We start from the raw sequence: 18,447 nt of genomic DNA, 5'->3' as shown, positions 1-18,447 counted from the left end.
TACACCGTCGATGATGGCGAGGGCGGCACCGACACGGCGACGGTCAACATCACGGTGACGCCGGTCAACGATGCGCCAAACGTCATCGCTCTAACCGGTAGTGTGGGAGAAGACGGACCAACGTTCAGCTCCAACCTCCTCGCCGGGGCGACCGATGTGGATAGCCCGGTACTGAGCGTACAGAATCCGTCGGCGTCGATCACCACCACAGGCGGCCGTGTCCTTACCGCCGGCGTGGAGTATACTGTCACGGGCGGCGTCTTCGCCTTGACGGCTGCAGGCTTCGCTCTGTTCAACAATCTCAACGATGGACAGCAGGATAGCTTTGTTCTCAACTTCCAGGTCAGCGACGGGCTCGCGGCGACCGCCAACACCCTGACCGTCACGGTCAATGGCGCCGACGACAACCACGCCCCGGTCATCACCACCAACGGCGCAGGCCCCACGGCATCGGTCTCGATCCCAGAGAACACCACCGCGGTAACCACGGTTCAGGCAACCGATGCTGACGCTGGCGATGCAGTCACTTACTCGATCGTCGGAGGCCTCGATCAGCTCAAGTTCGCCATCAACTCAACCACCGGCGCGCTGACCTTCGTTGCCGCGCCAAACTTCGAAACGCCAACCGACAATGGCGGCAATAATGTGTACGACGTGGTGGTTCAGGCCAGCGATCAGCATGGAGCCATCGACACCCAGGCCATTGCTGTAACTGTCACCAACGTAAACGAGCCGCCGACGGGCTTTAACTTCATCATGTCGAGCGCTGCCGCGGGCGGCGACAACGGCAACAACGGGCTCAACAGCGGTACCGTCATCGGCACGTTCCAGCCTACCGGCGATCCGGACAGCACAACCTTCACCTACGGCTTCTCCGGTCCGGTTCCCGTGGGCTTCACAATCAACTCCACGACCGGCGTACTCTCCACCAATGGCACGATCGCCGTGAACGACACCACACCTTACTCGGTCACGGTGACGGCATCCGATGGCACTAACACCTTCACCACACCACTGAAGGTGTGGGTCCTCGGGGCCGGCGATGATGTGATCACTGCAACCGGCTCCGACATCGACATTATGTACGGCTCCAACAACGACGATGTCCTCAACGGCACCGCCGGCAGCGATGCGCTGATCGGTGGATCGGGCAAGGACACCCTGACTGGCGGTCTTGGCGCCGATCAGCTGCACGGTGGCGGCCAGGACGACACCTTCATCTACACGGCCACCAATGAGAGCGGCTTGGGAGCAGGCCTTCGCGACACGATCTTCGATTTCGCCAGCGGCGACACGATCAACCTGTCGGCGATCGATGCCAACACCAACACCGCAGGAAATGGCACGTTCCTCTTCGTTGCGGCGGCTACAACGGCGATTGTGAACAACAGCGTGACCTGGCATCAGGCCGACGGCAACACGTACATCCACGGCGACAACAACGGTGACGGTATCGCCGATTTCGAGATCGAGCTTCTCGGAACAAGGACGATGGTCAGTGGGGATTTCGGTTTGTAGTTGCGCGGGCGGGGGCCATGGACTGGCTCCCGCCCCGCGATAACTGACGAAAGGATAGGCCGAACGGGCATGCGGCGCCCGCCTCGGCGGAACGACAGAGACCTCGATGAAAACCAGTGAAACGCGCCGCGTCCTTGACCAGCTGAACGGCTATTTCGTAGCCGCCGGGTTGTTCAGCTTAGCAGTCAACCTGCTTTACCTCGCCTCGCCGCTTTACATGCTGCAGGTCTATGATCGGGTCATGACCAGCGGCAGCGTCGCGACCCTGATCATGCTCACCCTCGCGCTGTTGGTTGCCCTCGGTGCGCTGGCCGGGCTCGATGCGGTGCGGGCCCTGGTCCTGACGCGCGCCTCGATACGGCTCGATCGGCTGCTCGCCAGCCGGGTCATCGAGGCGTCGGTGCGCCAGCCGGAAAACAAGGGTCGGCCATTGCGGGATCTCGACGCTTTTCGCCAAGCCCTGACCGGATCCGGTATCCATGCGGCATTCGATCTGCCCTGGGCGCCGATCTACGTGCTGATCATCTTCCTGTTGCACCCGGCCCTGGGCTTCTTCGCCCTCGGCGCCTGCGCCGTGCTGATCCTGCTGGCGCTGGCCAACGAATGGCTGACGCGCGAGCCGCTGCGAGAGGCCAACGAAGCCGCGGCCCGCAACTATGGCTTCACCGAGGCCAGTCTCCGCAATGCCGAAGTCCTCGATTCGATGGGGATGATGAAGGGGCTGCTTGGCCGCTGGTCAAACGATCGCCTGCGGCTGCTCGACCGCCAGTCGGTGGCCAGCGATCGCGCCGCTGCCATGTCGAGCCTCATTCGCTTCGTCCGCCTCGCGATGCAGTCTTTGATGCTGGGGCTCGGAGCCTACCTGGCGCTCGAGCGGATGACCTCCGTCGGCTCACTGTTTGCGGCGACGTTGCTGCTCGGTCGGGCGCTACAGCCGGTTGAACAGCTGGTGGGTGCCTGGCGCGGCCTTGTCGCCGCCAAAGCCAGCTACATCAGGGTCCGCGACATGCTGGACGCGCTGCCGCAACGCACCGCTGCCATGTCCTTGCCCCGTCCGACCGGTGCGCTGGCGGTTGAGGCGCTGACCTTCGTGCCGCCCAATACGCCGCGGGTCGCCTTGCGCAACGTCAGCTTCCAGCTCGATCCTGGTGACGCGATGGGGCTGATCGGGCCATCGGGGGCCGGCAAATCCACCCTGGTGCGTCACATTGTCGGCGTACTCCGCCCCACCGGCGGGGCCGTGCGGCTCGATGGTGCCGATGTGCTGACCTGGCCGCGCGAGCAGCTTGGCCAGTATGTCGGATACCTGCCGCAGGATATCGAGCTGTTCTCCGACACCGTTGCGGCCAATATCGGCCGGCTGCGCACCGATGCCGAGGCCGATGCCGAGATCGTCAAGGCGGCCCAGCTCGCCGGTGTGCATGAGATGATCCTCCGCCTGCCCGAAGGCTACAATACGCAGATCGGGGAGGGTGGCGCGGCGCTTTCGGGCGGCTATCGGCAGCGGATCGCCCTGGCGCGCGCCGTGTTCGGCATGCCCAGCCTGGTTGTGCTGGATGAGCCGAGCTCCAACCTCGATTCAGACGGCGACACGGCGCTGGCCGAATGCATGGCGCGACTGCGCGAACTGGGCTCCACCGTGATCATCGTATCGCACCGGCCGTCGACACTCGGTGCGGTCAACAAGATCCTCTATCTGCGCGACGGCGTGATGGAGCTCTTCGGCAAGCGGGACGAGGTCATCGCCGTGCTCAATGATCGCGCCAAGACCGCCGTCATGCCGCGTGGCTCACAGGTGCCGGCATGAGCGCTTCACTCACCATCGCCGGGAGCGGGCGCCCGCCGGCTCCGGCTGTCTCGGAGTCCGCCGCCGGGCCGATCACTGCCGGCGTGCTGATCCTGGTGCTGTTCTTCGGCGTCCTCGGTGGCTGGGCCGCCCTCGCTCCACTCAACGCCGCGGTCGTCGCCGACGGAATTGTCACCGTCGAGGGCAGCCGCAAGCCCGTGCAGCACCTCGAAGGCGGCATTGTCGGAACCATCGGTATTTCTGACGGCGCGTTCGTTCATGCCGGCGCCACGCTGATGACGCTCGACGACACCACTGCGCGCGCCCAGTACGACATCTACTTCCAGCAGTTGGCGCTGGCCCGGGCCATGGAGGCGCGGCTCACCGCCGAACTGAACGGCAGCAGCGAGATCGCGTTTCCGGAGGATCTGCTCGCCAGCGACGCCCCCTACGTGCTGCAGACGATCGCCAGCCAGCGCGACGAGTTCACCGCTCGCAACGACTCGCTGCTGGGCGCGCGGGACATCCTGCTGCGGCGTGTCGACCAGTTGCGGGAACAGGCCAAGGGCAGCACCTCAACCCGGCTGTCCTATGAGGAGCAGCTTGCCTCCCTGACCGCAGAACGCGAACGCCTGGATAAGCTCCTGAAAGATGGGCTGGCCACCCGCGGCCGGGTCAGTGATCTCGAGCGCAGCATGGCCGACGTCCAGGGCCGGCTAGGGACGGTTGCTGCGGAAGACTCCAGCAACGACCAGAAGATTGCGGAAATCGAGCAGCAGATCAATCAGCTGGGGCGCGACCGGCAGAGCGAAGTGGCCGAAGCGCTGGCGACAACGCAATCGAAGATCCTCGAAATCGTCCCTAGGCTGCAGGATGCGCAGTCTCGGCTCGAGCGGTCGATCATCCGGGCGCCGGCGGACGGTCGCATAGTCGGCCTCGCTGTCCATGCGGCCGGCGCCGTGGTGCAGCCAGGCCAGGTTCTGCTCGAGATCGTGCCGGAAAAGGCAACGCTGGTGGTCGAAGCGCGGATCCGCGTAGAAGATATCAGCGAGCTGCGGGCGGGGATGCCGGCCGAGCTGCGCTTCTCGTCGTACAAGCAGCACGTATCGCCGCTGATCCGCGGCGCAGTGCTGCAGGTCTCTGCCGATCGCATCACCGACGAGCGGACGCTGGCGGTCTTCTACAAGGCGATGATCGAGGTCGACCCGGCGGACCTGGCCGGTCACCCGGAGATTTCGCTCCATGCCGGCATGGGCGCTACCGTTCTGGTCACCACCGAGCAGCGCACTGCGCTCGATTACCTGCTGAGCCCATTGGTCGCAAACTTCGACCGGGCGTTCAAGCAGCGCTGAACGCCCGGGGGCCGCCACGGCTTTCGCCCGAAGGTGAACTACCAGTTGGCTATGCGCCCGTCAGCGAGGACCGACTCCGTCGCCGGGATTACCTCCTGGGCGAAGGGGTGGCGGGCGGCGGCCTTTTCGTCGATCTCGATGCCGAGGCCCGGGGCTTCGGGGATCGGCCAGGCGCCGTCCACCAGGGTTAGCGGGTAACTCGAGCAGATCTCCTCGAACCAGGGAACGATGCCGACCGCCTCTTCCTGGATGACGAAGTTGGTGGTGGCCGCGTCGAACTGCAGTGCCACGGCGCCGGCCACCGGGCCCATCGGGTTGTGCGGGCAGACCCCCAAATGCGCCGCTTCGGCGATGGCCGCGATTTTGCGGCCGCCGGTAAAGCCCATGCAGTGGGCGAGGTCGGGCTGGATATAGGCGACGGCGCGGGTCTGCGCGACCTCGAGGAATTCGCGCGGCGTGAACAGCCGCTCGCCGGTGGCCAATGGGCAATCGACCCGGCGGGCGATGTCGGCCATGCCGGCCGTGTCGCCGGGCTGGATCACTTCCTCGCAGAACAGCGGTTTGATCGGCTCGATCGCCTTGATGTAGGCGATGGCGGCATCGAGCGAATCCGGGCGGCCGTGGAAATCGGTCATGATCTCGACGCCGTCGCCGACCCGCTCGCGCACCGCCGCGGCCAGTTTCTCGACGTGCCGCACGGCGGGCAGGGGCGCGTCGTACCCGGTATAGGGGACGAAGCCGAGCTTGATGGCGCTGTAGCCCATCTCGACCGTTTCCTGCACCGCATCGCAGAAGCGCGAGATGTCGGTGTTGGGAACGCGGGCCGAGCTGTCGCCCCGCCTCAAGTGGGTGTAGACGCGGACGCTGTCGCGCACCCGGCCGCCGAGCAACTGCCACACCGGCACGCCCAGTGCCTTGCCCTTGATGTCCCACAGCGCCTGCTCGATGCCTGAGACTGCGGTGAGGCCGATCGAGCCGAGCGGCCAGAAGCTGAAGCGGGTCATGGTATTGACCAGATGCTCGATCCGCAGCGGATCCTGCCCGATCAGGAACGGCAAGAGGTCGTCGATGGTGCCTTTCACCGCCCGGGTCTTCCATTCGAGTGTCGCCTCACCCCAGCCCCACAGGCCGGGCTGGTCGGTCAGCACCTTCACGAAGATCCAGTTGCGGTGCACGGCGTTGACGACGACGGTTTCGATGCCGGTGATTTTCATCGTTGTTCTCCTCCCGACCTAAGCCGTCTTGATTTCGTTGGCTTCGAGGTAGTCGCGGTTCATCTCGATGCCGAGGCCGGGGACGCGCGGTAGCTTCAGCGCGCCGTTGGAATTGTCGAGGCGGGTGTGCATCAGTTCGTTGTAGCCACTGAGGTCCCAGCGAGAGGTCTCGAGCCGGTAGAAGTTGGGCACCGTCATCATCACGTGCGCGCCGGCGAGCACGTTGATCGGGCCGCCCGCATCATGCGGCGAGATCGGCACGTAATAGCCCTCGGCGAGAATGGCGATCTTCTTCATCTCGGTGATGCCGCCGGTCCAGGTCACATCGGGCATGATGTAGTCGGCGAGTTTCTGCTCGAGGATCGGCACGAAATCCCACTTGGTATGGGCGCGCTCGCCCACCGAGATGGCGGCATTCACCTTCTCGCGCACCTGCTGCAAGGCGCCATAGCTCTCGGGCGGCACCGGCTCCTCGAACCAGTCGATCTGGCCCGCCTCCTCGAGCGTGCGGCAGAGGCGGATGGCGGTCGGCACATCGAAGCGGCCATGCGCATCGATCAGGATCTCGACTTGCGGCCCCGCCGTCTGCCGGATCAGCGCCGTGAGGTCGGCCGCCTTCTTCTCGTCGGCGCGCGACAGCATGCCGTCGAGATAGCCATCGCGGCGTTCGCGATCGCCCTGGTAGGGGAAGGGGTCGAACTTCAGCGCCGTGTGGCCGGATTTGACGATATCGGTGATCTCGGCCACCACCGCGGCGTCGGAAGTGAACTTGCTCTGGTCGGGGTGGGTGTAGAGCGAGATCTCGTCGCGCACCGAGCCGCCGAGCAGCTCATAGACCGGCAGCCCCAGCACCTTGCCGCGGATATCCCACAGCGCGATATCGATGGCGCTGACGCATTCGCAGGCGGCGCCGCGGCTGCCCATATAGGTGAAGCTGCGGAACAGCTTGTGCCATAGCCGCTCGATCCGGCTCGGGTCCTCGCCCTCGATCTGGCCGCTCACCTGCTTGAGGATGGCGGCGAGCGCCCGGTTGGCGATCTTGGTGGTCGAGGTGATCTCGCCCCAACCGGAAATCCCTTCGTCGGTCGTCACTTCGACGAACAGGTACTCACCCCAATAGGAGGTGCTGGCCTTGACCAGCCACGGCCGCACGCCGGTAATCTTCATTGCAAGCTGGCTCCCTCAAACCATTGTGCACGCTGCTGGCGTGCGAAACTGCCTCAGCCGGCGCGCCGTGAGCTGGCCGCCCGCATTTGCTCGAGCACGTGCCGACCGGCGCCATCGACATGCACGGCGATCAGGTTGGCGGCCTTCTCGGCATCGCCGAGCTTGACCAGCCGGATCAACTCGCGGTGCTCGCGCATCACCTGGGCCTGGCGGACCAGGGTGTACTGGTAGCGCCGAGCCACTGCCCGCAGCACCTCGCGGTGCTTCCACCAGAGCTCGGCGGCGAGGTGATTGTAGTGCCGCTCGTACATGACGTTGTGGAACTGCGTGTCGAGCTCGCCGTGGAGCACCTGGTCGGCGAAGTTGTTGGCCTCGATAGCGTCCTGGATCTGTTCCAGCGCGGCGATGTCGGCGGTGGTCGCCATGCCGACGAACCAGCGGACCATCGAGGGCTCGATGAGCACACCGATCTCGTAGGTGTCGCGCACGAAATCCTGGTCGATCGGGCGGACCCGAGCGCTCTTGTTGTGGACGATCAGCACGAAGCCCTGCGAGCGCAACAGCTGCAGCGCCTCGCGCACCGCATTGGCTGGTGAATTGTGCCGTTCCGACAGCTCCGCCACCACCAGCCGGGAGTTCGCTTCCAGCCGGCCCGAGATGATGTCGTCGCGGATCAACTCGTAAACCGCAGCCCCTTCTTCCGACACCCCGGTTGGGTCGATGCCCACGGGCGGCCGAGCCTTGTATGCGCTCATCTCTCAATCGATTCCGACGGTTGGTCTGAGGGGCAGCTTTGCCGGTTTCTTGCAGAATTTCCAGATAGAGTTCCAGGATTTTGCAAAATTCTGATTGCCTGTGCTGAAATCCGGGCGTTAATTCGCGTAACCGGCGGGTTGCCGGACAGGCATTCTCGGCCGGCGCGAGGGGCGTCGGCCGCAGCAGGAGGGAGGAAGTTCATGTCAGAACACGGAATTGGCCGTGCGCTTTTGCGCGGCGTGTTGTCGGCCGCCTTGGCCACAAGTCTCATGGCCTCGACGGCCTTGGCCGCAGGCATAGACATCAGCAAGTGGTCGCCCGAATACGTACGCTCGATCGCCGGTACGGAGACCTTCGACACGGTCGGTCACTGCAACTCGGTCACCCCGACCGACTACAAGGGCAAGCTGACCTTCTGGTACCAGGGCATGTTCGAGGCCGATCCGCAGATCATGCACGACAACTACCGCGATTTCTTCGCGGCGTTTCGCGCCACCTATCCGGGGATCGAGCTGACCGAACAGGGCATCACCTATAACGAGCTGCTCGACAAGTTCCGCACGGCGCTCCTCGGCAACAGCGCGCCGATGGCGATCCGGCTGCAGATCCTCGGGGGGACCGAGTTCGCCTCCAAGGGCTATCTCGAAGAGCTCAAGCCCGAGGATGTCGGCTATAAGCCCGACGATTTCTGGCCCGGCGCCATGAAGGCAGTGACCTGGGACGGCAAGATCTACGGCATTCCCACCAATAACGAGACCATGGCGTTCATCTGGAATGCCGACATCTTCAAGCGCGCCGGGCTCGACCCGGAAAATCCGCCGGCCACCTGGGACGATGTGGTCAGCTATTCCAAGCAGATCCACGACAAGCTGGGCATTTCGGGCTACGGGCTGGTCGCCAAGCAGAACGCCGGCAACACGCCCTATCGCTACATGCCGCAGCTCTGGGGCTATGGCGGCGGCGTCTTCGACGAAGCCGATCCCAACCCGACCTATGGTGAAGTGCGGCTCGACAGCCCCGAGAGCATCCGCTCGCTGCAGGCCTCCTACGACATGTATGTGCGCGACAAATCGGTGCCGGTCTCGGCGCTGACCAACACCCAGGGCGAGAACCAGGCGCCGTTCATCTCGGGCCAGCTGGCGATGATGATCTCGCACCCCTCCGAATATGCCCGGATGGTGGAACTCGCCGGCAAGGCAACCGGCTCGGACAAGGCGGTCGCCGAGAGCGTGCTCGAGAACATGCGCTATGGCCTCATTCCCACCGGTCCGACGGGCAAGCGCGCCGTGGTGTTCGGCGGCTCCAACATCCATATCGTCAAGTCGGAGTTCGTCGATGGCGGCAAGGTGGATGAGCCGGCGGCCAAGGCGCTGATCTGCATGTGGACCAGCCCCGAATGGTCACTGAAGCTGGCCTGGGCCGGCTCCAACCCGGGCAACGTCAACGGCTTCAAGACCGAGTGGATGAAGGAGCGGCTCGACACCATCAAGTTCCTCGACGTCACCACCTCGATGCTCCCTAACGGCATCCCGTTCCCGGCCCTGCCCGAAGCGCCGGAGATCATGAACATCATTGTTCCCGACATGATGCAGAACGCCCTCACCGGCACGATGACGGTCGAACAGGCCGCCAAGGACGCGGCTGAGAAGGTGCGGAAAATCCACGGTGGTGGTGGGCTGTAAGGCGCAACTGCGGGGCCGGCCAAGTGGGCCGGCCCCGCGAAGGCTCCGGCGGCGGTTCGGATGGCGCCGCCGAGGCGCAGTGGCACAGGTCCCCCCGACTTGTCTGGATAGGTCGTGGTTCAGCCCATCGGCTATCCAAACGCCGTCGTTGGAGCGCCGATGCCGGCGCCAGCAATGGCGAACAGTCCGCCGTCTGTGACGTTGCCCTCGAGCTCGGCGGGGGGCATGCCGAAGCGAGCCGAGGTGACATAGAGTACATCGAGATCCCGGCCGCCGAAGCAGCAACTGGTGGGCGAGCGGCAGGGGAGGTCGAGATAGTCGACCCGCCCCGAGGCTCCGCTGATCCGGGCGATTGCACTGCCGCCGGCAACCCGGGCGTTGAAGACGGCGCCGTCTGCATCTCTCGTTGACCCGTCGGGCAGGCCACGGTCGATCGGCCCGGCGAAGGGGCGGCGGTTGCTTAGCGCTACGGGGGTCGCGAGGTCGTATTCATAGAGCTGGTTGGCGACGGTGTCGGCGGTGATGAACCGCCCATCATCGGTCCACACCATGGTGTTGGTAATGCCGAAGCGATCGTCTGAGAGCAGCGCGACCGCGCCATCGGGGGCGATGCGGTAGAGCCGACCGGTATTGCCGCGCATCGGCTGCGGGGCGCCATCGGGGCCGATATTGTCGGCCATGGTCCCGACCCAATAGCTGCCATCGGGCGCCACGGCCCCTTCGTTGAGCCGGTTGCCGGGGATGTCTGGCTCGGGGATGGAGAACGTTTCGAAGCTGCCGCCGGGCGACCAGAGCACCACGCGCCGGCGCAGCCCGACGATGAAGCCGCCGGCTTTCCTGAGCCCGATCGAGGTCGGGTATTCGGGGGTCGGCCAGACCTGGTGCTCGCCGCTCTCGGGCACGAAGCGATGGATGCGGCTGCCGACGATATCGACCCAGTAGAGCGCCTCTTCGGCGGCCACCCAGATTATGCTCTCGCCGACAATGTCGGTGCTGGCGAGAACCAGCGCTGCGGCGCTCATTGGCGGAGCTCGGCGTCGACCGGGCCGGCCTTGATCAGGTCGGTCAGCCGTCGGTGCCAGGCAATATCGCGCCACATGCCGCGATATTGCGGCCCGCAGAAGTTCGAGGTGCAGATCGCCGTCCAGCGGCCGGTAGCCGAGGCCTGTTCGACGCCGGCGGCGCAGACATCCATCATCCAGTCCCAATCGGCCATCGGCCAGTCGCGATACATAACCGAGGCCCAGGCCTCGGTGGTGACCAGCGGCAGCTTGCTGCGCCGAGACCAGTCGGCGGCCTTGCCGATCCACTCGGTGAGGGTGGCGTCGAAACGCTGCTTGTTGGCGAGGTAATGCGGCTTGGCTTTGCGGATCAGCGTCTGGAACTCGCGCTGTTTGAACGAGTAGCCGATATCGGCATAAAAGCTGCTCATCGCCGGATTGGTGATCCAGATATGCGGCTCGAGGAAATCGAGCATCGACACATCCTGCTGCTGCCAGAGCTCGAACTGGTCCGACTGCGAGAAGGTATAGTCGAGCTCGGGGTAGCGCTGGCGCAGCAGGGCGATGCTGTCGCGCATCCAGCCGATGACCCGGGGAGCGGTCAGCAGATCGGGCGCGGTCTGGCCGGGCGGATAGAGATAGGGCGCCCATTTCAGATTGGGGAATTCATTGCAGAGATCGACATAGAGGATGGTGTCGATCAGGCCGGCCGCCTTGATGAGATCGAGTGTCGCTAGCCAGACCCGCGCCTGGTCTTCGGCGGTCCTGATCAGCATCCGGGCATCTTCGTTGTCGCGCTTGTACCAGGTGGAGAGGCCGACCACGATGCCGCGCGCCTTGCACTTGGCGATGAACTCGACCAGCGCCTCGCCGACCCTGCTGATGTCGACTTCGCCCGGCGCGCCCCAATCGCCATCCTGGCCATCCGAATGGATGGTCCAGGTCTTGTGCGGGTCGGCGGCAATCAGATGCGGGAAGGCATCGATGCGCACGGCGTCGTAGCCGCGCTCGGCCAGCTCGTCGAGGGCCTGGTCCCAATCCTCATAGCCGGCGCCGGGCCAGCGGCGTTCGATCCAGGAGAATTCCCACATGGTGATGGCGTAGGGGCGGGCGGTGCGGATGGAGGGCATGGCTCAGCGTCTCAGGTCGGAATCGATGGGCGAGGTCTTGATCAGGTCGGTGAGCCGGCGGTGCCAGGCGATTTCGCGCCACATGCCGACGAATTGCGGACCGCAGAAATTGGAGGTGGCGATGCCGACCCAGCGGCCCTTCCTCGCGGCGTGGGTGACGCCGAGCTCGCACAGATCCTTGATCCAGCCCCAGTCGAGCAGCGGCCAATCCTTGTAGTCGACCACCGACCAGCATTCGGTAGTGACCAGCGCCTTGCCCGAGGCGCGCGACCAGTCGGCGATATTGTCGATCTCGCTGGTCAGGGCCGCATCGTAGCGGGCCTGGTTGGCGCGATAGGTCTCGTAGCCGCGCGCTACGATATTGTCGAAGCCCACGGGCGAGAACTTCTCGAAGTTGTAGCCGACGGCGGCGTTCCAATCGCTGGTCGAGGGGTGCGACATCCAGATATGGGGCTCGAGGATATCGAGCATCGACACATCCTGCTCGGCCCAGTCGCGATACTGGGTGCAGAACGAGAAGGTGTAATCGAGATCGGGATAGCTCTGTTTGGCGATGGCGATGCTGTCGCGCATCAGGGCGACGACCTCGGGGTCGCGGCGTGACCGCTCCTCGCCCTCGATGCCGCCATAGAGGAAGGGCGTCCAGAACGGGATCGGGAACTCGTTGCAGAAATCGACATAGAGGATGGTGTCGGTAAGGCCGGCGCGGTCGATGAGGGCGAGGGTATCGACCCAGACCTTGGCGAGATCGGCGGCCGACCGGATATTGAGGCGGACATCGTCCCGGTCCTGTCGCCACCAGGTGGAGAGGCCGACGCCGATGTGGCGCGCCTTGCACTTGGCGATGAACTCGACAAGCGCCGGACCCACCGTCAACCGGGTGAGCGACTGGGCGCCCCAACTCACCTGGTTCCAGGTGGGGAGAATCTCCCACTCCCGCTCGGCGCCGGCCGAGACGAGGTGCGGGAAGGCGTCGATACGGACCGCGTCATAGCCGCGCTCGGCCAGCTCATCGAGAGCCTCGTCCCAATCTTCATAGCCGGCACCGGGCCAGCGGCGCTCGAGCCAGGAAAAATCCCACATCGTGATGGCGTAAGGCTTCAGAAAGCTGGGTTTCATCCCCGGTCGACCTCCCTTTGGATCGCAGCGTGCTTGCTACCTGTCTGCTTGTCCGGGGCGTATTCGTAGACTGGATAGCGTCGTATTGACAACAGGTATCTGGCATGCTTGTTACAAAATCAACGTGACCTAGTAGACAGGTTGAGATGAGCAATAGCGGGTACCCCAGGCCGGTCGAGGCTGCCGACGAAGAAGAGGCGCCGACCTCGCTGGTGCAGAAGGTGATCCTCGGCATCCGCCAGATGATCCGCTCGGAGGGCATGAAGGTCGGCGATCCGCTGCCCAGTGAAACCACGATCGGCGAGCAGCTCGGCGTGTCACGCGCCGTGGCGCGGGAGGCTTATCGGTCGATGGCGGCGCTCGGCCTGATCAGCGTTTCCAACGGCCGTCGGGCCCGCGTCTCGGCGGTCGATCCTCAGGTGCTGGCGCTGGTCATCGACCATGGGGTGCAGACCGACCAGGTATCGGTGCAGCAGATCCTCGATGTGCGCCGCACCCTCGAGATGCGCACCGTGGGGCTCGCGGCGCTGCGCCGTACTGACAAGGAAGCGCGCGAAATCAAGGCGCTGGCGGCAGCGATGCGGGCCGACTTCCACGAGATGGACAAGGTGATGGAACACGACATCGCCTTTCACGAAACCATCGCCCGCGCCTCGCGCAACCCGATGTTCGCGCTGATGGTGGGCTCGTTCCACGTGCTGACGCGGCAGACCTGGCGTGTCGGCTGGCTGGCGCGCGAGAGCGACGCCGACCGTTACGACAATGTGAGCTGCCATGAGGCCATCGCGCAGCACATCGAGGCGGGCAACCGCAGCGCCGCCGAAGCGCAGATGGCGGCGCATTTCGACAACACGGTGAAGGTGCTGCTCGCCAGCGGCGTCAACTGACCAATTCTCAGGCCCGGGGGAGGGGCTGGCGGTGAAAATCCAGAAGATCGAAACGATCCGGATCGCCGAACACGCGAATATCTGCTGGGTCGAGGTGCACACCGATGAAGGTGTGACGGGGCTCGGCGAGACATTCTTCGGTGCCGAGGCCGTCGAGGCCTATATCCACGAGACCGCGGCGCCGCTGCTCATCGGCCGCGACCCGCTGCAGATCGAAGCCATCTCGCGGGCGCTCACCGGCTATCTCGGTTTCGCCTCCACGGGGGTCGAGATGCGCGGCAATTCGGCGATCGATATCGCGCTGTGGGACATTTTCGGCAAGGTCAGCAACCAGCCGATCGCGCAACTGCTGGGTGGCTTCACCCGCAGCGAGATCCGCACCTACAACACCTGCGCCGGCACCGGCTACATGCAGGAAGGTGGGCAGACCGTCGCCAATTACGGGCTCAGCGGCGCACGCACCCAATATGCCGATCTCGAGGCATTCCTCAGCCGCGCCGATGAGCTCGCCGAAGAGCTGCTCTCCGAAGGCATCACGGCGATGAAGATCTGGCCGTTCGATGTCGCGGCGGAAAAGAGCCGCGGCCAGTACATCGGCGCGGCCGACCTTAAGAAGGCGCTGTCGCCGTTCGAGAAGATCCGCAAGCGGGTCGGCGACAAGATGGATGTGATGGTCGAGTTCCACTCGATGTGGCAGCTCACCCCGGCCATCCAGATCGCCCGGGCCTTGGCGCCGTTCAACACGTTCTGGCACGAAGATCCGATCCGCATGGACTCGCTGGGCGACCTCAAGCGCTACAGCGAAGCCTCCATCGCGCCGGTCTGCGCGTCGGAAACCCTGGCGACGCGCTGGCGCTTCCGCGACCTGCTGATGGCAGACGCGGCGGGGGTCGTGATGCTCGATCTCTCCTGGTGTGGTGGGCTCACCGAAGCCAAGGCGATCGCCTCGATGGCCGAGGCCTGGCACCTGCCGGTGGCGCCGCATGATTGTACCGGGCCGGTGGTGCTGTGCGCCTCGACCCACCTGTCGCTCAACGCGCCGAACGCCCTGGTGCAGGAGAGCGTCCGCGCCTTCCATCGCACCTGGTACGGCGACCTCGTCACGCAACTGCCCCCGATCAGCAACGGCAAGATCACCGTTCCCAAGGGGGCTGGGCTGGGGATGGAACTCCATCCCGAACTCGACCGGCGGTTCACCACGACCCGACGGACTAGCGACCACAAGAACTAAAAGCAGATTTTCCAGGGAGGAAAACCATGAAGACGCTTATTGCCGCCATGCTGGCGGCCACGGCCCTCTGCGCAATGCCTGCGCTGGCGCAGGACAAGCCGCCGCTGCGCATCATCTACGCCACCCATGCCGACAGCGGAAACACCTTCTGGCTGACGGTGAAGAAGGGCATGGACGACGCCTGCGCCATCGTCAAAGCCGATTGCCAGATGCTGTTCATCGCCAAGGCCGGCGACGTGGCCGGCCACATCGCCAACATCCAGGCCGCCATCGCGCAGCAGCCGGACCTGCTCATCACCTCGATCACCGACGACACGGCGTTCGATGCGGTGGTCAAGGAAGCCGTCGATGCGGGCATTGCGGTGATCTCGTCGAACGTCGATGACAATCAGGGCGCCAAGGGCAATGCCCGCGCCGCCTTTGTCGGCCAGAGCTTCTTCACCGCCGGTGAGGCGCTCGCCACCCGGGTGGCCGGCGATTTCCCGGCCGATGGCCCGATCCGCGTGCTGATCGGCGTCAACGCGCCGGCCGACAACTGGTCGCGCACCCGCGCCAACGGCATTATTGCCGGCCTTGAAGCGTGGAAGGCGGCGAACCCGTCGCGCGATATCAGCTGGCACGAGATCGATGCGGGTCTCGACTATGGCACCAGCGCCGATCGCTTCGGCAGCTACTTCACCAGCGAGCCGAACCTTACCGCCTATTTCGACACCGGCTTCTGGGATGTCGGTGTCGTGACCGTGCTGAAGGACCGCGGGATCGAGCCGGGCAAGGTGATCCTCGGCGGTTTCGACCTCGTGCCCGATGTGCTGGCGCAGATGCAGGCCGGCTACATCCAGTACCATGTCGACCAGCAGCCCTATCTCCAGGGCTGGGCCCCGGTGATGCAGGCCGGGCCGATCCGCGACTACAAGATGGCCGCCTATGACGTCGATACCGGCAGCGCCATCGTCACCAAGGACATGGTTGGCGCCATCGAAGAGCTGTCGAAGGCCGGCTACCGCTGACCCCTGGCGGCGGTGGCCCGGTAACGGCCGCCGCCGCTTCGTTTTCGGTCTCGCGAGGAGGAAGCGACCAATCATGCGACTGCTAAAAATCTACATGCAGCGACCCGAGCTCGTCGCCCTCGTGGTGCTGATCGTGTTCACCACCTATTTCGCCGCGGCCAGCAACGGGCTGTTCCTGTCCAACGCCAATGTACGCGGCATGTTCAGCCTCTATCCCGAACTGGCGATCCTGGCGCTCGGCTTCAGCCTCCTGATGATCGCGGGCGAGTTCGATCTGTCGATCGGCTCGGTGATGGGCCTGTGCCCGATCGTCTTATGCGCAATGATAAACTTCGGCATCCCGTTCTGGCCGGCCTTCGTCCTGGCCCTGGTGGTCGCCGCCGCGGTCGGATTGTTCAATTCGGCGGTGACGCTGCGCTTCGGTATTCCGAGCTTCATCACCACGCTGGGCACCCTGTTCATGGCGCGTTCGGTGGCGGTGGTGCTTTATTCGAGCGGCCTCGCTACGACGCTCGATATCGATGTCGTTCCGACCTGGGCGTTCTCCGAACCGCTGGGCATCTTCCGCGTCTCGGCCATCTGGCTGATCGCCCTGGCGCTCTTGGTCTGGCTGCTGCTCGAAAAGACCAATTTCGGCAACTGGATCCGCGCCACCGGCGGCTCGGTGGAAGCGGCCAAGGCGATGGGCATTCCCACTTCGCTGGTGAAGACCGTCTGCTTTATGATCTGCTCGACCCTCGCCGGTCTGGCCGGCATCATCCAGGTGGTCCGCATCGGCTCGCCGATCCCCTCGATGGGCGAATCCATGGAGCTGCAGGCCATCGCCGCCGCGGTGATCGGCGGCATCGCGCTCTCGGGGGGCGTCGGCAACATCGTCGGGGTGGTCATCGGCATGGCGATCATCCGGGTCATCGACTCCGGCATGATCATGAGCCGCGTCGACGCCAGCTGGTTCAAGTTCGCCATCGGCTTCCTCATCGTCTGCGCCGTCATCGCCAACCATTGGCTGGAGCGCCGGGCGCGCAACATCAAGCTGGAGGTGGCCCAATGAGCGCGCCGCTGATCGAATGCACCGGGCTGCAGAAGTGGTATTCCGGTGTCCACGCCCTCAAGAATGTCAGCCTCCGCGTCGAACGCGGCGAAGCGGTCGGCCTCGTGGGCGATAACGGCGCCGGCAAGACGACGCTGATCAAGATCCTCTCCGGCGTGCACCGGGCCGATGCCGGCAAGATCAGGATCGACGGCAAGGATGTGACCATCAGGAATGCCCGGCACGCCATGGAGCTGGGGCTGGAGACGATCTACCAGTACAATTCCATGGTCCCCACCATGACCATCGCGCGCAACGTCTTCATCGGCCGCGAACCGCTCAGCTGGTCGCTGTTCGGATTCGGCGTGATGGACCAGAAGAAGATGCGGGCCGAAAGCGTCCAGGCCATCGCCGATGTCGACCTGCATTTGCGCTCGCCCGATGCGCTGGTGGGTGAGCTCTCCGGCGGTCAGCGGCAGGGTGTCGCCATTGCGCGCGCCATGCACTTCAAATCGAAGGCGCTGATCCTCGACGAGCCGACCAACCACCTGTCGGTGAAGGAGACCGACAAGGTGCTGGGCTTCGTGCGCGATTTGAAGAAGCAGAACGTCACCGGCATCTTCATCTCGCACAACATGCAGCACGTGTTCCAATGCTGCGACCGGGTGGTGGCGATGGCGCGCGGCGAGATCGTGTTCGACAGCCCGATCTCCAAGACCAGCATCGACGAAGTGCACGGGTACTTGTGATGAGCGAGTTCGCGGGCAAGACCGTCCTCATCACCGGGGCGCTGGGAACGCTGGGCACCGCGCAGGCCGAGGCGTTCGCCCGGCTCGGCGCGCGGCTGCTGCTGCTCGATCGTCCCGGTGATCCGAGGGGCGGCGAGCGGGCCCGCGAACTGGCTGCCCGGCATGGCGTGGTGGCCCGCTACATCGGCCAGGACCTCGGCCAGCTGATTGAGAGCGAAACGCTGGTGCGCGGGCTCAGCGACGAGTATGGCGGCATCGACGTGCTGGTTTCCAACGCGGCGCTGATTATCAACAAGCCGTTCGAGGAGTTCTCGATCGAGGAGTATGAAGATCAGCTCAGGGTCAACTCCGCCGCGACCTTCGCTCTCGTCCGTGCCGTGGCGCCGGCGATGAAAGCAAAGCGCGACGGCAAGATCGTCAATTTCTGCTCGGTGACGCTCAATGGCCGGTGGGATGGCTATGTCCCCTATGTGGCGAGCAAAGGGGCGATGTTGGGGCTGACCAAGTCGCTGGCGCGCGAACTGGGGCCGTTCAACGTGCGGGTCAACGCCGTATCCCCCGGCGCGGTGGTATCGGACGCCGAGAACCGCGTCTTCGCCGATCGCCTGCAGCAATACAATGACTGGATCCTCGAGAACCAGTGCCTCAAGGATCGCATCCAGGCGAGCGATGTCGCCGACCTGGTGCTGTTCCTCGCCTCGGACCGCTCGCGCATGATCACCGGCCAGAACATCGCCGTAGATGGCGGCTGGTAGGCGGGGGGGGGGGAGACTGTCGGCTCCGGTGTTCAAGGGGCGGATGGCGGGGGGCACCGAACT

The 18,447-nt window shown here is 64.8% G+C and carries 16 protein-coding genes; 10 read left to right on the top strand and 6 right to left on the bottom strand.

Going from position 1 to position 18,447, the window contains the following annotated elements; all coding sequences use genetic code 11:
* The 3 genes from AC1ROK_RS06965 to AC1ROK_RS06955 all read left to right on the top strand — a co-directional run.
* Nucleotides 1-1,518 (top strand): cadherin domain-containing protein (locus AC1ROK_RS06965; protein WP_492845207.1); only part of this gene is annotated, 1,518 nt, incomplete at its 5' end.
* A 106-nt stretch (nucleotides 1,519-1,624) separates the two neighbouring features.
* Entirely contained in the window at nucleotides 1,625-3,325 is a 1,701-nt protein-coding gene (locus AC1ROK_RS06960; RefSeq protein ID WP_492845205.1) for a type I secretion system permease/ATPase, read from the top strand.
* Nucleotides 3,322-4,656 (top strand): HlyD family type I secretion periplasmic adaptor subunit, encoded by a 1,335-nt coding sequence (locus tag AC1ROK_RS06955; RefSeq protein WP_492845203.1) that lies wholly within the window; start codon nucleotides 3,322-3,324, stop codon nucleotides 4,654-4,656. The genes AC1ROK_RS06960 and AC1ROK_RS06955 overlap by 4 nt, the downstream gene beginning before the upstream one ends.
* A gap of 38 nt (nucleotides 4,657-4,694) precedes the next feature.
* On the opposite strand, the gene dgoD is transcribed toward AC1ROK_RS06955, so the two are convergent.
* The 3 genes from dgoD to AC1ROK_RS06940 are packed head-to-tail and all read right to left on the bottom strand — an operon-like array spanning nucleotide 4,695 to nucleotide 7,792.
* Complete coding sequence (dgoD, locus tag AC1ROK_RS06950) at nucleotides 4,695-5,870, bottom strand: galactonate dehydratase (protein WP_492845201.1); 1,176 nt, start codon at nucleotides 5,868-5,870, stop codon at nucleotides 4,695-4,697.
* A gap of 18 nt (nucleotides 5,871-5,888) precedes the next feature.
* Nucleotides 5,889-7,037, bottom strand: coding sequence for a mandelate racemase/muconate lactonizing enzyme family protein (locus AC1ROK_RS06945; protein WP_492845199.1), 1,149 nt, complete (start codon nucleotides 7,035-7,037; stop codon nucleotides 5,889-5,891).
* Between the two features lie 53 nt (nucleotides 7,038-7,090).
* Complete coding sequence (locus AC1ROK_RS06940) at nucleotides 7,091-7,792, bottom strand: GntR family transcriptional regulator (RefSeq protein ID WP_492845197.1); 702 nt, start codon at nucleotides 7,790-7,792, stop codon at nucleotides 7,091-7,093.
* A gap of 201 nt (nucleotides 7,793-7,993) precedes the next feature.
* On the opposite strand from AC1ROK_RS06940, the gene AC1ROK_RS06935 reads away from it, so the two are divergent.
* Nucleotides 7,994-9,475: an ABC transporter substrate-binding protein gene (locus AC1ROK_RS06935; RefSeq protein WP_492845195.1), complete on the top strand. Its 1,482-nt coding sequence runs from the start codon at nucleotides 7,994-7,996 to the stop codon at nucleotides 9,473-9,475.
* A gap of 131 nt (nucleotides 9,476-9,606) precedes the next feature.
* Here the strand turns inward: AC1ROK_RS06935 and AC1ROK_RS06930 are convergent, their stop codons facing one another.
* Genes AC1ROK_RS06930 through AC1ROK_RS06920 form a run of 3 tightly spaced genes read right to left on the bottom strand, consistent with a single transcriptional unit; the run spans nucleotide 9,607 to nucleotide 12,725 of the window.
* Entirely contained in the window at nucleotides 9,607-10,497 is an 891-nt protein-coding gene (locus tag AC1ROK_RS06930) for an SMP-30/gluconolactonase/LRE family protein (protein ID WP_492845193.1), read from the bottom strand.
* Nucleotides 10,494-11,606: a cellulase-like family protein gene (locus tag AC1ROK_RS06925; protein ID WP_492845191.1), complete on the bottom strand. Its 1,113-nt coding sequence runs from the start codon at nucleotides 11,604-11,606 to the stop codon at nucleotides 10,494-10,496. The genes AC1ROK_RS06930 and AC1ROK_RS06925 overlap by 4 nt, the downstream gene beginning before the upstream one ends.
* Nucleotides 11,607-11,609: 3 nt before the next feature.
* Entirely contained in the window at nucleotides 11,610-12,725 is a 1,116-nt protein-coding gene (locus AC1ROK_RS06920; protein ID WP_492845189.1) for a cellulase-like family protein, read from the bottom strand.
* Nucleotides 12,726-12,871: 146 nt separating this feature from the next.
* On the opposite strand from AC1ROK_RS06920, the gene AC1ROK_RS06915 reads away from it, so the two are divergent.
* From AC1ROK_RS06915 to AC1ROK_RS06890, 6 genes are all read left to right on the top strand, one after another.
* Nucleotides 12,872-13,612, top strand: a complete 741-nt coding sequence (locus tag AC1ROK_RS06915) for a FadR/GntR family transcriptional regulator (protein WP_492845187.1) — start codon at nucleotides 12,872-12,874, stop codon at nucleotides 13,610-13,612.
* 31 nt (nucleotides 13,613-13,643) lie between these two features.
* Nucleotides 13,644-14,843 carry a mandelate racemase/muconate lactonizing enzyme family protein gene (locus AC1ROK_RS06910; RefSeq protein WP_492845185.1) on the top strand — a complete coding sequence of 400 codons (1,200 nt, stop codon included), beginning with the start codon at nucleotides 13,644-13,646 and terminating at the stop codon, nucleotides 14,841-14,843.
* Nucleotides 14,844-14,869: 26 nt separating this feature from the next.
* Nucleotides 14,870-15,850: a substrate-binding domain-containing protein gene (locus AC1ROK_RS06905; protein WP_492845183.1), complete on the top strand. Its 981-nt coding sequence runs from the start codon at nucleotides 14,870-14,872 to the stop codon at nucleotides 15,848-15,850.
* Nucleotides 15,851-15,920: 70 nt separating this feature from the next.
* Nucleotides 15,921-16,901 (top strand): ABC transporter permease, encoded by a 981-nt coding sequence (locus tag AC1ROK_RS06900; protein WP_492846357.1) that lies wholly within the window; start codon nucleotides 15,921-15,923, stop codon nucleotides 16,899-16,901.
* Nucleotides 16,898-17,629, top strand: a complete 732-nt coding sequence (locus tag AC1ROK_RS06895; RefSeq protein WP_436092249.1) for an ATP-binding cassette domain-containing protein — start codon at nucleotides 16,898-16,900, stop codon at nucleotides 17,627-17,629. The genes AC1ROK_RS06900 and AC1ROK_RS06895 overlap by 4 nt, the downstream gene beginning before the upstream one ends.
* Nucleotides 17,629-18,384 carry an SDR family oxidoreductase gene (locus AC1ROK_RS06890; RefSeq protein ID WP_492845181.1) on the top strand — a complete coding sequence of 252 codons (756 nt, stop codon included), beginning with the start codon at nucleotides 17,629-17,631 and terminating at the stop codon, nucleotides 18,382-18,384. Before AC1ROK_RS06895 ends, AC1ROK_RS06890 begins: the two co-directional genes overlap by 1 nt.
* The last annotated feature ends 63 nt before the right edge of the window (nucleotides 18,385-18,447 follow it).

It is taken from the genome of Devosia sp. GW821-FHT12F11 (assembly GCF_058806655.1).
Note: the sequence above shows the minus strand (reverse complement) of the source record. Positions and strands in the feature narration are given on the sequence as shown.